We start from the raw sequence: 15,335 nt of genomic DNA, 5'->3' as shown, positions 1-15,335 counted from the left end.
ACTACGCCTGGAAGATATCCAGATACCGCTTTGAGAGGTAGTCAGAGATCTTTGCACGCGCCTTGGGGGCTTGACCGATCACGCTCAATATCCTCGCGCTTGACCCCGGCCGCAGCGGCATCTGAACGGGAGGGCTTCAATCCGGCCCTGGGGTTCTACCGCCAACCTGTTCCGCTGGCCGGCGATAGTCACCGAAGAACCCGATTTCACTCCCACTCGATCGTCGCCGGCGGTTTCCCCGACACGTCATACACAACCCGGTTCAGGCCACGTACTTCGTTAATGATCCGGTTAGAGCAACGGCCCAGCAGCGCATACGGCAGGTGCGCCCAGTGCGCGGTCATGAAATCGGTGGTCTGCACCGCGCGCAGCGCCACGACGTAGTCGTAGGTACGGCCGTCGCCCATCACGCCCACGGACTTGACCGGCAGGAACACGGCGAAGGCCTGGCTGGTCAGGTCGTACCAGCTCTTGCCGACCTGGTCCGGCTCGCACAGGCCCGCGGCGGCGTCCTGTTCGGTGGCGAGGGTCTTGCGCAGTTCTTCGATGAAGATGGCATCGGCGCGGCGCAGCAGGTCGGCGTAGTCGCGCTTGACTTCGCCAAGGATGCGCACGCCCAGGCCCGGGCCCGGGAACGGGTGGCGGTAGACCATTTCCGGCGGCAGGCCCAGGGCCACGCCGAGCTCGCGCACTTCGTCCTTGAACAGGTCGCGCAGCGGCTCGAGCAGCTTCAGGCCCAGCGTTTCCGGCAGGCCGCCGACGTTGTGGTGGCTCTTGATAGTGGTGGCCTTCTTGGTCTTGGTGCCACCCGACTCCACCACGTCCGGATAGATCGTGCCCTGCGCCAGCCACTTTGCATTGGACAGCTTCCTGGCCTCGGCCTGGAACACTTCCACGAACTCGCGGCCGATGATCTTGCGCTTCTGCTCGGGATCGGTCACGCCGGCCAGGTGGCCGAGGAACTGATCGGAGGCGTCGATATGCACGACCTTGGCGTGCAGGCGGCCGACAAACATTTCCATCACCAGCTTGCCTTCGTCCTGGCGCAGCAGGCCGTGGTCGACGAACACGCAGGTGAGCTGATCGCCAATGGCGCGGTGGATCAGCGCCGCGGCCACCGACGAGTCGACGCCGCCGGACAGGCCCAGGATGACCTCTTCATCGCCGACCTGCTCGCGAATCTTGGCGACGGCTTCCTCGATATGGTCGCGCATGACCCAGTCAGGCTTGCAGCCGGCGATGCCGAGCACGAAGCGCTCCAGCATCTGGCGGCCCTTGGCGGTATGCGTGACCTCGGGGTGGAACTGCACCGCGTAGTAGCCGCGCGCCTCGTCGGCCATGCCGGCGATCGGGCAGCTGGGGGTGGAGGCCATCAGCTTGAAGCCCGGCGGCAGCCCGGCAACCTTGTCGCCGTGGCTCATCCAGACCTTGAGCATGCCATGGCCTTCCGGCGTGCGGAAATCCTCGATGTCCTTGAGCAGGTTGGTGTGGCCATGGGCGCGCACCTCGGCGTAGCCGAATTCGCGGTGGTCGCTCCACTCGACCTTGCCGCCCAGCTGCACGGCCATGGTCTGCATGCCGTAGCAGATGCCCAGCACCGGCACGCCCAGGTCCCACACGGCCTGCGGCGCGCGCAGCTGGTGGTCTTCATAGGTGCTGGCGTGGCTGCCGGACAGGATGATGGCCTTGGGGGCGAACTCACGGACGAAGTCGTCGGAGACGTCGTTCGGGTGGATCTCGCAATAGACGTGCGCCTCGCGGACGCGGCGGGCGATCAGCTGCGTGACCTGCGAGCCGAAATCAAGAATGAGGATTTTGTCGTGCATGATGGGCCGATGGCGTGTCTTCCGGGATGGGCTCGGTCACGACTTCCGTGCCGGGGCCATAGCCCGGCGGCGGCGTGATGACCGGCTCGCGCCGGTATTCTGGGGTATTCGTTGGGCGCGCCGCGGGGGCGACGCCGGGTTCCTTGCGGACTTCCTTCTTGTGTTCCTGTTCCTGCAGCGCACGCTCGGCCTTCAGCTGCCTTTCGCGGTTGCGCACGCGCCTGGAAGCGGGAATCTGCACCAGCGCAAAAAACGCCAGCACCACTGCCATCACCGGCAGCCAGATCTTGCCCGCGCCGACCAGCGGCAGTTCCATGAACACCATCCAGGCAATGATCAGCACTGCGCTGGCCAGGTTCACATAGCCGGCCGTGCGCGCCACTGGCACCGTCAGCTGGCCGTTGAACGTTGCCTGCCACAACAGCGCGGCCAGGCCGACCAGTGCCACGCCCAGCAGCTGCCCGAACAGGGCCGGTTGCGGCTGCGGCAACTGCAGCGCCGCATACAGCGTGGTGAACGGGGACATCAACAGCAGGATGCCCAGCATCAAATCCACCAGGGCATCAAAAAACAGCACGGCTCGCAGCAATACCTTCATTGGCGCTCCTCGTCATGGGCCCGGCCGATGGTGCGGCCGGCGGGTGCGGCCCACGTTCAGGCAACACCGGCTTGGCGAGCGGCCGGCCGGATGGCATTCCGGTCAGGCGAAGGCGCCGCCCGCGGCAATGCGCCCTCGCCCCGACGATCTTGCGGCCGCGCACCGCCGCGAGGCGGAGGGCGCAGCCGCTGCGCGTCAGTCGATATGGTAGTTCGGCGCTTCCTTGGTGATCTGCACGTCGTGCACGTGCGATTCACGCATGCCGGCTGCCGTGATCTGGACGAACTGGGCGCTCTCGTGCCAGTCGGCAATCGACTTGCTGCCGCAATAGCCCATCGAGGCACGCACGCCGCCGGTCAGCTGGTGGATGATCGCCATCACCGAGCCCTTGTACGGCACGCGGCCTTCGATGCCTTCCGGCACCAGCTTGTCGACGTTGGCGGTGTTGTCTTCCTGGAAGTAGCGGTCTGCCGCGCCATCCTTCATCGCACCCACCGAACCCATGCCGCGGTAGCTCTTGAACGAACGGCCCTGGAACAGGAAGGTTTCGCCCGGCGCTTCCTCGGTACCCGAGAACATGCCGCCCATCATCACGGTGTGGGCGCCGGCCGCCAGGGCCTTGGCCACATCGCCGGAGTAGCGCACGCCGCCGTCAGCGATCAGCGGCACGCCGGTGCCCTTGAGGGCCTCGGCCACGTTGGAAACCGCCGTGATCTGGGGCACGCCCACGCCGGCAACGATACGCGTGGTGCAGATCGAGCCCGGGCCGATGCCGACCTTGACGCCGTCGGCGCCATGCTCGACCAGCGCACGCGCGGCATCGCCGGTGGCGATATTGCCGCCAACCACCTGCACCTGCGGGAAGTTCTGCTTGACCCAGCGCACGCGGTCCAGCACGCCCTGGCTATGGCCGTGCGCCGTATCCACCACAATCACATCGACGCCGGCCTTGACCAGCAGTTCGACGCGCTCGTCGTTGTCCGGGCCCACGCCGACCGCGGCGCCTACGCGCAGCTGGCCGCGCTCGTCCTTGCTGGCGAGCGGATTGTCCACTGCCTTCTGGATATCCTTCACCGTGATCAGGCCGCGCAGCTCGAAAGCCTGGTTGACCACCAGCACGCGCTCAAGGCGGTGGCGGTTCATCAGGCGCTTGGCTTCTTCCAGTGTCGCGCCTTCGGCCACGGTCACCAGCTTTTCGCGGGGCGTCATCTTGGCGCGCACCGGGGCGTCGAGCTCTTCCTCGAAGCGCAGGTCGCGGTTGGTGATGATGCCGACCACGGCCTTGCCTTCCAGCACCGGGAAGCCGGAAATGCCATGTTGCTGCGACAGCGCGATCACATCGCGGACCTTCATGTCCGGCGAAATGGTGATCGGATCACGCAGCACGCCCGACTCATAGCGCTTCACGCGCGCGACTTCGCGGGCCTGGTCGGCGGGCTTCAGGTTCTTGTGGACGATGCCGATACCGCCGGCCTGCGCCATGGAAATCGCCAGGCGGGCTTCCGTCACTGTGTCCATCGCCGCGGATACCAGCGGGATGTTCAGTTCAATGGAGCGGGTCAGGCTGGTGCGGAGGGAGACATCCCGGGGAAGGACGGCCGAATAGGCCGGGACGAGCAGCACGTCATCGAATGTGAGTGCTTTCTGGACAAGACGCATAGCAAATCCTCTAGGCGCAAAACCGAATTATACAGGAATGCGCGCTTTGCTGATGCACTGCAATGGGCTTTCCTGGAAGCGGTCTGCTATGCTCGTCGTCCTTTTATTCGGGCGAACGCGAAGCATGGGAATCGGCGTATTGTGCGGGCTGCTGGCAGGCGCCTTCTGGGGCATGGTCTTTATCGCCCCCAAGCTGCTGCCCGTGTTCTCGCCGTGGGAGCTGGCCATCGGCCGCTACCTGGCCTACGGCCTGGTCGCCTTCGTGGCCGCGCTGCCGCTGATGAAGCGCATCGCGCGCAAGCTGACCCGGGCGGACTGCGTGGCGCTGCTGCGCCAGGCCTTCACCGGCAACCTGCTCTACTACGTGCTGCTGGCCTTCGGCGTGCAGCTCGCCGGGGTGGGCCCCACCTCCCTGATCATCGGCATCCTGCCGATCTCGGTCACCATCATGGGCCGGCGCGACCACGGCGCCGTGCCGCTGTCGCGGCTGATGTGGCCGCTGCTGGTGGTGGCCGCCGGCATCGCCTGCATCAATATCGACCTGTTCGGCGGCGGCCAGAGCGCCCACGCGGCGGCAGCCGGCGCGGCAATCCGGCCGGTCTGGCAGAAACTGGCCGGGGTCTGCTGCGCGGCCGGCGCGCTGGTCTGCTGGACGCTCTACGCGGTCGATAACGCACGCTACCTGCAGCGCAACCCGCACTACAGCGGCAATGAATGGTCGGCGCTGTACGGGTTGTCGACCGGCGCGGTGTCGGCGGTGCTGGCCGTGATCGGCTGGGTGCTGGCTGGCGACACGCTGACCGCGGGCGACAGCGGCCGTGACTGGCAGTGGTTCTGGATGGTCAATGCCGCAGTGGCGCTGGGTGCGTCGCTGATTGGCAACAACCTGTGGAACATCGCCAGCCGGCGCCTGCCGCTGACGCTGTCGGGCCAGATGATCGTGTTCGAGACGCTGTTCGCGCTGGCCTACGGCTTTGTCTTCGACCACCGCTGGCCGCGGCCGCTGGAAATCGCCGCCATTGTGTTGCTGATGGTCGGCGTGGCCTGGTCGGTGCGCTTGCACGCCACCGACAAGTCTGCGTAGACTAGCGAACGATGGCGCGGGGGTCACACGCGCCACGAACAACAGCTTTACCAGGGTCAAACCGGCGCTACGCACCTGATACCGGGCGGGCGCCAAGCCATCGCCGCGGCTGTCCTGCCGCGGCATCGCCATGCGCGCAGCCGGCGGCCCAGCACGATTCCAGCCGCACCAGTTACTTCCGAGTCACTTTAAGACGCCTCGCCATGAAACGATCGTCCGCGCTGTGCCTGCTTGCCGCCGCCACTCTCGCCGTTCCCGTCCAGGCCCTTGCCTATTGGCAATGGCGCGACGCCAACGGCCGCATGGTCTACAGCGACGTGCCGCCGTCAGCGGCGGCAGCCAGGGTGCTGCGTGCCCCGGGCCGCTTTGCCGGCGAGCTCCAGCCGGTGGAGGCCGCCAATGCCGGGGCGCCCGCCCCTGCTGCCCCGGCTCCGGCCAAGGCCTCGGCCAAGCCCGCCGCGGCCCCGGCGCCGACCCCCGAAGAAGCCTTCCAGAAGCGCCGCGAGGCCAGCCTGAAAGCCGCCACCGAAGAGGCCCGCAAGGAAAGCGAGGCGGCCGAGCGCGAGGCCCGCTGCGCGCAGCTGCGCAACTACGCCAACGGCCTGCAGCAAGGCATGCGCGCCGCGGTGGCGGGTCCGGACGGTTCGCTGCAACACCTGAACAGCGACCAACGCCAGGCCGAGGTGCTCAAGACCAACGCCAGCCTCGAGAAGAACTGCAGCTGAAACCAAAGAAAAACGGGGCGCATCGGCCCCGTTTGCATGCCTGGCAGGCTCGGCTCAGCCGCTGCCGCGCAACCACTTCTGGCCTTCGCGCGTGCCGCCCGCGCGCTGCTTCTGCACCCGCTTGCGGCGCGCCTGCTTGGGATCGGCGGTCAAGGGCCGGTAAACCTCCACGCGGTCGCCTTCGCGCACCACCGTCTCCGGCGTCTTGAGCTTGCCGAAGATGCCCACCCGCATGGTCGACGGGTCCACCTCCGGACAGGCCTGCTGCAGCCCGGAGCCGACTATGGCCGCGGCAATCGTGGTGCCGGCTGGCACGTCGATCTCCTTCAGGAAGACGCTATCGGGCCGCGCATAGCAGACCGCGATATGCACCGTCCCCGCGCCGGCGTCAGTTGGCGACATAGACCACCTCGGCCCGCTTGACGAAGGCGTCGACAAAGGTATTGGCAATCATGCTGAAGACCGGGCCGATGATTTTTTCCAGCAGCAGGCTGGAAAACTCATAGTGCAGGTGGAATTCGATCTTGCAGGCGTCTTCGCGCAGGGGCGTAAAGCGCCATGCGCCGTTGAAGGTCTTGAACGGCCCGTCGGCAAAGGTCATGTCGATACGGGTGGGGCGTTCCTGCGTATTGCGGGTGTGGAAGAACTGCTGGATCCCCTTGAAGTGGATATGGATCTTGGCGTCGAGCATGGTATCGGTCTGCTCGAACACCTCCACGCCACCGCACCATGGAAGGAACTTGGGATAGTCCTCCACGCGCGTGACCAGGTCGTACATCTGCGCGGCCGAGTAGCCGAGCAGTACGGATTTATGGACGTCTGCCATGTATGGGAAAATCTGGCTTGCGGCCATGCCGCACGCTGTGCGCGGCAGGCATGCGCCTGTGCCGGGGCTGGTTTGCTAGAATTCGGATTTTAGCCGACACGCGCGCCCCGCGGCATCCTGCCATGTGGCGCCGCAGCGAAACGGCTGAATTCCACCCTACCGCACCCCACCCGCACGCATGACCATTGCAGATAACAAAAAGGCCTTCTTCGATTACTTCATCGAGGAGCGCTATGAGGCCGGGATCGTGCTGGAAGGCTGGGAGGTCAAGGCAATCCGCGCCGGGCGGGTGCAGATCAAGGAGGGCTACGTGGTGGTGCGCGATGCCGAGATGTTCCTGATCGGCGCCCATATCAGTCCGCTGCAAAGCGCCTCCACCCACGTCAATCCCGACCCGGTGCGCACCCGCAAGCTGCTGCTCAAGGCCGACGAGATCAAGAAGCTGATCGGCAAGGTCGAGCAGCGCGGCTACACGCTGGTCCCGCTGAACCTGCACTACACGCGCGGCCGCGTCAAATGCGAGATCGGCCTGGCCAAGGGCAAGAAGCAGTTCGACAAGCGCGAGACCGAGAAACAGCGCGACTGGCAGCGCGAGAAGGCCCGCATCATGAAGGGCGACGCCAAGGACTGAGCCCCGGCGCCGCGCTGCCGCGGCGTGTCCGTCAGCCCCTTCAGGCAGCCTTCTGCTGCCCCTTCACGATCTGCAGGGCGGCCGCGATCATGCTGCTCATGTCGCCCATATTGCCCGGCACGATCAGCGTATTGCCCTGCTTGGCCAGGTTGCCGAACGCGGCCACGTATTCCTCGGCCACCTTCAGGTTGACCGCATCCATGCCACCTTCGGTGCGGATCGCATTGCCGATCTTCTGGATCGCCTGCGCGTTGGCCTCGGCCACCGCCAGGATCGCGCTCGCCTCGCCCTGGGCCGTGTTGATGGCGGCCTGCCGCTCGCCCTCTGACTTCTGGATCGCCGCCTCGCGCGCGCCCGTGGCCAGGTTGATCTGCTCCTGGCGCTTGCCCTCCGACGCCGCGATCAGCGCGCGCTTTTCACGTTCGGCGGTAATCTGCGCCTGCATCGCGTGCAGGATCTCCTTGGGCGGGGTCAGGTCCTTGATCTCGTAGCGCAGCACCTTGACGCCCCAGTTGGATGCGGCCTCGTCCAGCGCGTTGACCACGCTGTGGTTGATGAACTCGCGCTCCTCGAAGGTCTTGTCGAGCTCCAGCTTGCCGATCACCGAGCGCAGCGTGGTCTGCGACAGCTGCGTGATCGCCACCACGAAGTTGCTCGATCCATACGATGCCTTCATCGGGTCCGTGACCTGGAAGTACAGCACGCCATCGACCTGCAGCTGGGTGTTGTCCTTGGTGATGCAGACCTGGCTGGGCACGTCCAGCGGGATTTCCTTGAGCACGTGCTTGTAGGCGACGCGGTCGACGAACGGCACCACGATCGACAGCCCCGGCGTCAGCGTCGCGTGATAGCGGCCCAGGCGCTCGAGCACCCAGGCATGCTGCTGCGGCACGATCTTGATGCCCTTGGCAATCAGCACGATAACGGCAATGAGGATGATCAGCGGCAACAAACCAAGCTGAAATGCGAGCATGTAACGACCCTCCAGACAGAAGACAGCAGTACGGAGCCGCCAGGCGGCGGCAGACGGATCGCAGCGCGACAATTGCCGCGCTGCGCAATAAGACAGGGTTTCAGCGGGGAGACACGACCAGGGTGCTGCCGCGCACCGCGACGATGCGGTGGCGTCCTGGTGCGGCGGCACAGTTGGGCGCCAGCTCCACGGTCCAGTCGGCGCCGCGGTACGGCACGCGGGCGCGCCCGTTGGCGTCCCAGCCGGGCACGTCCAGCTCCTGGCCAATATCGATATTGACGTTGGGATCGGCGGCGGCGTTGCCGCGCCGCAGCTTGCCAAAGCGGGTGCGGCGCAGGCCGGCGATCAGCACCGCAGCGACCAGCGCCGCCACCAGCGTCTGCGCGGCCGGCGACAATCCCAGCAAGGCCCCCACGCCGCCGGCGGCCAGCCCCACCGCCACCATCAGCAGGTAGAAGGTGCCGGTGTTCATCTCGATGATCACCAGCGCGACCGCTGCCACGAACCAGATGTAGTACGCCATCCAAGCTCCCGTTCGTCCAGATACATCCCGAAAAGTAAAAACCCCGCAGCGCCTTTCAGCGTCTGCGGGGCAGTAGCAACACCTGACGCAGGGCCGGTGCCTGCCGGCTGCCAGAAGGCGCCGGCAATGTCGTTATTGTGACGTCAAATGCTTCAGGAAGCCAGCTTTTGCCAGGTCTCGACCACCGAGTCCGGGTTCAGCGAGATCGACTTGATGCCTTCCTTGGCCAGCCATTCGGCAAAGTCCGGATGGTCCGAAGGGCCCTGGCCGCAGATGCCGACGTACTTGTCCAGGCGGAGGCAGGCCTCGATGGCGCGCGACAGCATGAACCGCACTGCCGGATCGCGTTCGTCGAAGTCCTTGGCCAGCAGCTCCATGCCGGAGTCGCGGTCCAGGCCCAGCGTGAGCTGGGTCAGGTCGTTCGAGCCGATCGAGAAGCCGTCGAAGTACTGCAGGAACTCTTCGGCCAGGATCGCATTCGACGGCACTTCGCACATCATGATGACGCGCAGGCCGTTCTCACCCCGCTTCAGGCCGTGCTTGGCCAGCAGCTCGATGACCTTCTCGGCCTGGCCCAGCGTACGCACGAACGGCACCATGATCTCGACGTTGGTCAGGCCCATTTCGTCGCGCACGCGCTTCATGGCCTTGCATTCCATCTCGAACGCTTCGGCAAAGTCGTCGGCGATGTAGCGCGAGGCGCCGCGGAAGCCCAGCATCGGGTTTTCCTCGTCCGGCTCGTAGCGCGAACCGCCGATCAGCTTCTTGTACTCGTTGGACTTGAAGTCCGACAGGCGCACGATCACGGGCTTCGGGTAGAAGGCCGCGCCGATGGTGGCGATGCCCTCGGCCAGCTTGTCGACGTAGAACGCGCGCGGGCTGGCATGGCCGCGGGCCACGCTTTCCACGGCCTTCTTCAGGTCGGCATCGACTTGCGGGTAGTCGAGGATGGCCTTCGGGTGGACGCCGATGTTGTTGTTGATGATGAATTCCAGGCGGGCCAGGCCGACGCCGCAGTTCGGGATCTGCGCGAAGTCGAATGCCAGCTGCGGGTTGCCCACGTTCATCATCAGCTTGACATCGATTTCCGGCATGTCGCCACGCTGGACTTCGGTCACTTCGGTTTCCAGCAGGCCGTCGTAGATGCGGCCTTCGTCGCCTTCGGCGCACGATACCGTCACCAGCGTGCCGTCCTTGAGGATGTCGGTGGCATCGCCGCAGCCGACCACGGCCGGCACGCCCAGTTCACGCGCGATGATGGCCGCGTGGCAGGTACGGCCGCCACGGTTGGTGACGATGGCCGAGGCGCGCTTCATCACCGGCTCCCAGTTCGGGTCGGTCATGTCAGCCACCAGCACGTCGCCGGGCTGCACGCGTTCCATCTCGGACGGGTCGTTGATCACGCGCACCGGGCCGGTGCCGATCTTCTGGCCGATGGCGCGGCCGCTGGTCAGCACGGGAGCGGTGCCCTTGAGCTTGAAGCGCAGCTCGGCCTTGCCGGCGGACTGGCTCTTCACCGTTTCCGGGCGGGCCTGCAGGATGTAGATCTTGCCATCCTTGCCGTCCTTGCCCCACTCGATGTCCATCGGGCGGCCATAGTGCTTCTCGATGATCATCGCGTAGCGGGACAGCTCGGTCACGTCCTCGTCGCTGATCGAGTAGCGGTTGCGCAGTTCGCCCGGCACGTCGACGGTCTTCACGCGGCCGGCTTCGCCCGGCTTGGTGAATTCCATCTTGATCAGCTTGGAGCCGATCGAGCGGCGGATGATCGGGTACTTGCCGGCCTGCAGCGTCGGCTTGAAGACGTAGAACTCGTCCGGGTTGACCGCGCCCTGCACCACCGTTTCGCCCAGGCCGTAGCTGGAGGTGATGAAGACCACGTCGGGGAAGCCGGATTCGGTGTCGATGGTGAACATCACGCCCGAAGCGGCCAGGTCCGAACGGACCATGCGCTGGATACCGGCGGACAGTGCCACCACGTCATGGGCAAAGCCCTTGTGCACGCGGTAGGAAATGGCGCGGTCGTTGTACAGCGACGCAAACACGTGCTTGATCTTGTCGAGCACGTCGTCGATGCCGCTGACGTTCAGGTAGGACTCCTGCTGGCCGGCGAACGAGGCGTCGGGCAGGTCTTCGGCGGTGGCCGACGAACGCACGGCGAACGAGGCCTCGGCGCCTTCGCGCTCGGCCACGCGGGCGTAGGATTCACGGATTTCCTGTTCCAGGCGCGGCTGGAACGGCGCGGAGGCGACCCACTCGCGGATCTCGGCACCGGCCTCGGCCAGCGCCTTGACGTCGTCGACGTTCAGGGTCTTCAGGCGCTGGGAAATGCGCTCGGTCAGGTTGTTGTGGGCAAGGAAGTCGCGGAAGGCGAGCGCGGTGGTGGCAAAGCCGCCGGGAACCCGGACGCCGGCCTCCGCCAGCTGGGAGATCATCTCGCCCAGCGACGAATTCTTACCGCCGACGATTTCCACGTCAGCCATGCGCAACTGCTCGAACGGCAACACGTAGGCGCCGTTATCTGCCTGGTTAGTCATGAGAGCCTCAAAACAAAGTAGAAAACTTGTCGCGCATGTCCGGTATGTTCTTGGAGTTCTGTTCCCGGACTGATCGCTTGGCTAAGCAACCCCGAACTGGCGCTGCGGACCTGGCGCTACGGCTCTCATCGCGTAGCGCAGATTGTCGACAATTCCGGGCCCGGATTGTTCCATGGACAGGCACCCTGCGGAATTGCTTAGCGAAAAGATCGCCGCTATTCTACCGTGCTGCGCCGCACTTTTCTGCGGAAGATTGAATCTATTTATTTATTGCGCCATCCCCATGTCCCTGCCAGAAGCGCCCGGAACGGCGACGCCCGGGTCCCAGCCTGGAACGCAGCCTGAATCCCCCTCCGCTCCCGCGCCCCAGGCCAGCGAGCGCCCTGCGGTCCGCACCGTGTTCATCGTCTCGGATGGCACCGGCATCACGGCGGAGACGTTCAGCCACTCCATCCTGGCCCAGTTCGAGATGCGCTTCCGCAAGGTGCGCATGCCCTTCGTCGATACCCCGGAAAAGGCACATATCGCCGTCGGCAAGATCAATGAGGCATTCCACAACGAAGGCGTGCCGCCCATCGTCTTCACCACCCTGGTCAACCAGGAAGCGAACAAGGCACTGCGCCGCGCCAAGGCGATGATCCTGGACATGTTCCAGACCTTCATCGAGCCGCTTGAGAAAGAACTGGGGCTGAAGTCGACTCACGCCATCGGCCGCTTCCACCAGAACGCTGACACAGAGGCTTACAAAAACCGGATCGAGGCGATCAACTTCTCGCTGGCGCATGATGACGGCCAGTCACACAAGAACCTGGAAGAAGCCGATGTGATCCTGGTGGGCGTATCGCGCAGCGGCAAGACCCCGACCAGCCTCTACCTGGCCATGCAATACGGGCTGAAGGCGGCCAATTACCCGCTGATCCCCGACGATTTCGAGCGCGGCCGGCTGCCGTCGGCGTTGTATGCGTTCAAGCCGAAGATCTTCGGCCTGTCGATCGATCCGCAGCGCCTGACCGAGATCCGCAACGAGCGCCGCCCCGGCAGCAAGTATGCGGCGCTGGAAAACTGCCGCTACGAGGTCAACGAGGCCGAGGCGATGATGCGGCGCGAAGGGATCAAATGGCTCTCTTCCACGCACAAATCGATTGAAGAGATCGCGACCACGATCCTGCAGGAGATCAAGGTCGATCGCGACAACTACTAAGAAAAAAGCGGCCGTTCAGGCCGCTTTTTTTCTTGCGCTGCCGGCGCAGCCTCAGGCGGCGCGCCGCTGGCGCACTGCCTCGAACAGGCAGATGGCGGTCGCCGCCGCGACATTCAGTGATTCCAGCCCGCCCGGTTGCGGGATGCCCACCTTGCGCGTGACATGCGCCATCCAGCCGTCGCTGACCCCTGCCCCCTCGTTGCCAACCACCCAGGCCACCGGCCCGCGCAGATCGGTATCGAATACCGCGGCATCGGCGTGCGACGAAGTCGCCAGCAGCGGCACCGCGAGGCGCGGCGCCAGCGACTCAAGCGTGCAGTGCTCGACGATATTCAGGTGAAAGTTGGCACCCATGCCGGCACGCAGCGTCTTGACCGACCAGGCAAAGGCACAGCCGGTGGCAAGGAAGGCATGCTGGATGCCGGCGGCGGCGGCGCTGCGCAGGATTGAGCCAACATTGCCGGCATCCTGCACCCCGTCCAGGATGATGCAGTCTTGTTCGATTCGCGCCGGCAGGTGGCCGACCGGCGTCTCGATCACCAGCATCAGGTCGATGCCATTGACCACGCCACTGATCTGCGTGAACAGTGCATCGGCCAGCACCACCACGCGCTCGGCCTCGATCAGCGCCAGCACCGGCGCCACCTCGGCATGGTCGTAGTGCCGTTCCGACACCACGCAGGTGACGGGCTGGCCGCGCGCGGCCACATAGGCCTGCGCCAGGTGGACGCCGTCGAGCAGCGACTGCCCTGCCTTGCGGCGCTGGTGCGTGGAAGTGGCCAGGGCCTTCAGATGCTTGAACAGCGCGTTGTCGCGCGAGGTGACGTGCTTCACGATGCGGAGATGGTCTGGGTGCCCTTCACTGCGCGGCCGTGACGGATACCGTCGCGACAGGCTCGATGACTTCCGCGGTGGCGGGCATGGCGGTGGACATGGGCAGCCGGGCCAGCGCCTCGCGCACCGGCGCAAACGAACGGCGGTGGTGCGGCGTGGCGCCGAACTCAGCCAGCGCAGCCAGATGCTGCGGCGTGCCATAGCCGACGTGCGAATCGAAGCCGTACTGCGGATAGCGCTCATGCAGCACTCTCAGCTCGCGGTCGCGCGCCACCTTGGCCAGGATCGACGCGGCCGAGATCGCCTTGACCAGCGCATCGCCCTGGACAATGGCTTCCACCGGGAACGGCACCTGCGGGCAACGATTGCCATCGACCTGCACCAGATCCGGCACGATGCCGCTGGCGGCCAGCCCCTGCACGGCACGCTGCATTGCCAGCATGCTCGCGTGCAGGATGTTGAGCGTATCGATCTCCTCGACCGTGGCAAAGGCGATATGCCAGCCCAGCGCGCGTTCGCAGATCTTTTCGTAGAGCTGCTCGCGCTTGGCGGCAGTCAGGATCTTGGAGTCGGCCAACCCGCGAATCGGACGCTTCGGGTCCAGTATCACCGCGGCGGCATAGACCGGCCCGGCCAGCGGGCCGCGGCCCGCTTCGTCAACGCCGCACAGGCGCTGCACGGCGGCAGCGGCCGGGGCGAGATCGAGGCCCATCTGGGGAGAAGCGGCATTGCGGCGCGCCATCAGACGGTCCCCCGGCTGTGCATCAGATCCACCACTACATCGGCGGCCAGTTGCGCGGTATTGCACTTCAGCGTCTCGTGCATGCGGGTGAAATGCTCGTAGAGGAAGGCGGTGTTGCCCTCGTCGTTGAGCTGCAGCAGCGTTTCGCGGGCCAGCGCCTCGGGCGTGGCATCGTCCTGCAGCAGTTCCGGCACGACGAAGCGCCCTGAAAGGATATTAGGCAATCCCACGTACGGGAGGTAACCCTGCCGCTTCATGATCTGCGCGGTCAGCCAGGGCACCTTGTACGAGATCACCATGGGCTTCTTGTACAGCGCCGCTTCCAGCGTGGCGGTGCCGCTGGCCAGCAGCACCACGTCGGCCGCCTCCATCGCCTGGTGCGACTTGCCGTCGACGATGGTCAGGCGCAGTTCTGGATACTGCGCGTGCAGTTCCTCGACGATGCCGCGCAGCTGCGCGCTCGCCACCGGCAGCACGAACGCCAGGTTCGGGTCCATGCGCTGCATGCGAGCCATGGCGGCAAAGAAGGTGGCGCCGAGGTTGCGCACTTCGGACTGGCGGCTGCCCGGCAGCACGGCGACGATGCGGTGCCCGGCCGGCAGGCCGAGTTCGGCGCGCGCGCCGGCGACGTCGGGCACCATCGGGATCACGTCAGCCAGCGGATGGCCCACGTAGGTGGCCGGGATTCCGGCCTTGGCGTAGATCTCCGGCTCGAACGGGAACAGGCACAGGATGTGGTCCACCGCGCGCGCGATGGTGCGGATGCGCCCGCCGCGCCAGGCCCAGATCGACGGGCTGACAAAATGCACCACCGGGATGCCGGCACGGCGCAGCGGCACTTCCAGGCCGAAATTGAAGTCCGGGGCGTCAACCCCGATAAAGCATTGCGGCGGATTGGCCAGCAGCCAGTCGCGCACCGCGCGCCGCGTGGCCAGGATCTCGCGCAGCGAGCCCAGGACCTCGACATAGCCGTTGACCGACAGTGTTTCCATCGGCCAGCGCGAGGTGAAGCCCTGCGCCATCATGCGCTTGCCGCCGATGCCGGCGTACTCGACCGTATCGCCCAGGCGGGACTGCAGCCCGCCCATCATCAACGATGCCAGCAGGTCGCCCGAGGCCTCGCCGGCCACCATGGCGATGGTGCCGCGCTTGCCCGCGGCGCTACCGTTGCCTGTG

At 65.8% G+C, this 15,335-nt stretch carries 15 protein-coding genes; 4 read left to right on the top strand and 11 right to left on the bottom strand.

What is annotated here, in order from left to right:
* Positions 1-206: 206 nt before the first annotated feature.
* From guaA to guaB, 3 genes are all read right to left on the bottom strand, one after another.
* A complete protein-coding gene (gene guaA, locus AC3WRR_RS15950) occupies positions 207-1,826 on the bottom strand; it encodes a glutamine-hydrolyzing GMP synthase (RefSeq protein WP_010809574.1) in 1,620 nt (539 codons plus the stop codon).
* Positions 1,801-2,424: a membrane protein gene (locus tag AC3WRR_RS15945; protein WP_010809575.1), complete on the bottom strand. Its 624-nt coding sequence runs from the start codon at positions 2,422-2,424 to the stop codon at positions 1,801-1,803. The genes guaA and AC3WRR_RS15945 overlap by 26 nt, the downstream gene beginning before the upstream one ends.
* 195 nt (positions 2,425-2,619) lie before the next feature.
* Positions 2,620-4,083, bottom strand: coding sequence for an IMP dehydrogenase (gene guaB, locus AC3WRR_RS15940; protein ID WP_010809576.1), 1,464 nt, complete (start codon positions 4,081-4,083; stop codon positions 2,620-2,622).
* A gap of 124 nt (positions 4,084-4,207) precedes the next feature.
* Here guaB and AC3WRR_RS15935 point away from each other — a divergent pair, with 124 nt between their 5' ends.
* Both AC3WRR_RS15935 and AC3WRR_RS15930 read left to right on the top strand, forming a co-directional pair.
* Positions 4,208-5,167 carry a DMT family transporter gene (locus tag AC3WRR_RS15935; protein ID WP_041687398.1) on the top strand — a complete coding sequence of 320 codons (960 nt, stop codon included), beginning with the start codon at positions 4,208-4,210 and terminating at the stop codon, positions 5,165-5,167.
* Positions 5,168-5,370: 203 nt separating this feature from the next.
* Positions 5,371-5,892: a DUF4124 domain-containing protein gene (locus AC3WRR_RS15930; RefSeq protein ID WP_010809578.1), complete on the top strand. Its 522-nt coding sequence runs from the start codon at positions 5,371-5,373 to the stop codon at positions 5,890-5,892.
* Between the two features lie 54 nt (positions 5,893-5,946).
* Here AC3WRR_RS15930 and AC3WRR_RS15925 read toward each other — a convergent pair whose 3' ends face one another.
* On the bottom strand, positions 5,947-6,294 hold the full coding sequence (locus AC3WRR_RS15925; RefSeq protein ID WP_010809579.1) for an RnfH family protein: 348 nt from the start codon (positions 6,292-6,294) through the stop codon (positions 5,947-5,949).
* The gene (locus tag AC3WRR_RS15920) at positions 6,281-6,718 is read right to left on the bottom strand and encodes a type II toxin-antitoxin system RatA family toxin (RefSeq protein ID WP_010809580.1); all 438 of its coding nucleotides are present in this window, start codon (positions 6,716-6,718) and stop codon (positions 6,281-6,283) included. Before AC3WRR_RS15920 ends, AC3WRR_RS15925 begins: the two co-directional genes overlap by 14 nt.
* A gap of 178 nt (positions 6,719-6,896) precedes the next feature.
* Between AC3WRR_RS15920 and smpB the strand changes: the two genes are divergently transcribed.
* Positions 6,897-7,349, top strand: coding sequence for an SsrA-binding protein SmpB (gene smpB, locus AC3WRR_RS15915; protein WP_010809581.1), 453 nt, complete (start codon positions 6,897-6,899; stop codon positions 7,347-7,349).
* 40 nt (positions 7,350-7,389) lie between these two features.
* On the opposite strand, the gene AC3WRR_RS15910 is transcribed toward smpB, so the two are convergent.
* From AC3WRR_RS15910 to ppsA, 3 genes are all read right to left on the bottom strand, one after another.
* Entirely contained in the window at positions 7,390-8,322 is a 933-nt protein-coding gene (locus tag AC3WRR_RS15910; RefSeq protein WP_010809582.1) for an SPFH domain-containing protein, read from the bottom strand.
* Positions 8,323-8,422: 100 nt separating this feature from the next.
* A complete protein-coding gene (locus AC3WRR_RS15905; RefSeq protein ID WP_010809583.1) occupies positions 8,423-8,845 on the bottom strand; it encodes an NfeD family protein in 423 nt (140 codons plus the stop codon).
* A 152-nt stretch (positions 8,846-8,997) separates the two neighbouring features.
* On the bottom strand, positions 8,998-11,382 hold the full coding sequence (gene ppsA, locus AC3WRR_RS15900; RefSeq protein WP_010809584.1) for a phosphoenolpyruvate synthase: 2,385 nt from the start codon (positions 11,380-11,382) through the stop codon (positions 8,998-9,000).
* Between the two features lie 397 nt (positions 11,383-11,779).
* Between ppsA and ppsR the strand changes: the two genes are divergently transcribed.
* Positions 11,780-12,583 (top strand): posphoenolpyruvate synthetase regulatory kinase/phosphorylase PpsR, encoded by an 804-nt coding sequence (ppsR, locus tag AC3WRR_RS15895; RefSeq protein WP_010809585.1) that lies wholly within the window; start codon positions 11,780-11,782, stop codon positions 12,581-12,583.
* Between the two features lie 51 nt (positions 12,584-12,634).
* On the opposite strand, the gene AC3WRR_RS15890 is transcribed toward ppsR, so the two are convergent.
* Genes AC3WRR_RS15890 through lpxB form a run of 3 tightly spaced genes read right to left on the bottom strand, consistent with a single transcriptional unit; the run spans position 12,635 to position 15,292 of the window.
* Positions 12,635-13,417 (bottom strand): TrmH family RNA methyltransferase, encoded by a 783-nt coding sequence (locus AC3WRR_RS15890; RefSeq protein WP_010809586.1) that lies wholly within the window; start codon positions 13,415-13,417, stop codon positions 12,635-12,637.
* 25 nt (positions 13,418-13,442) lie between these two features.
* Positions 13,443-14,159: a ribonuclease HII gene (rnhB, locus tag AC3WRR_RS15885; protein WP_492297410.1), complete on the bottom strand. Its 717-nt coding sequence runs from the start codon at positions 14,157-14,159 to the stop codon at positions 13,443-13,445.
* A complete protein-coding gene (gene lpxB, locus AC3WRR_RS15880; protein WP_371258342.1) occupies positions 14,159-15,292 on the bottom strand; it encodes a lipid-A-disaccharide synthase in 1,134 nt (377 codons plus the stop codon). Before lpxB ends, rnhB begins: the two co-directional genes overlap by 1 nt.
* Positions 15,293-15,335 lie beyond the last annotated feature (43 nt).

The sequence above is a fragment of the Cupriavidus sp. FW305-3-2-15-C-LB2 genome, from assembly GCF_058787575.1.
The sequence above is the reverse complement of the archived record's forward strand: the minus strand, read 5'-3'. Positions and strand labels throughout refer to the sequence as shown.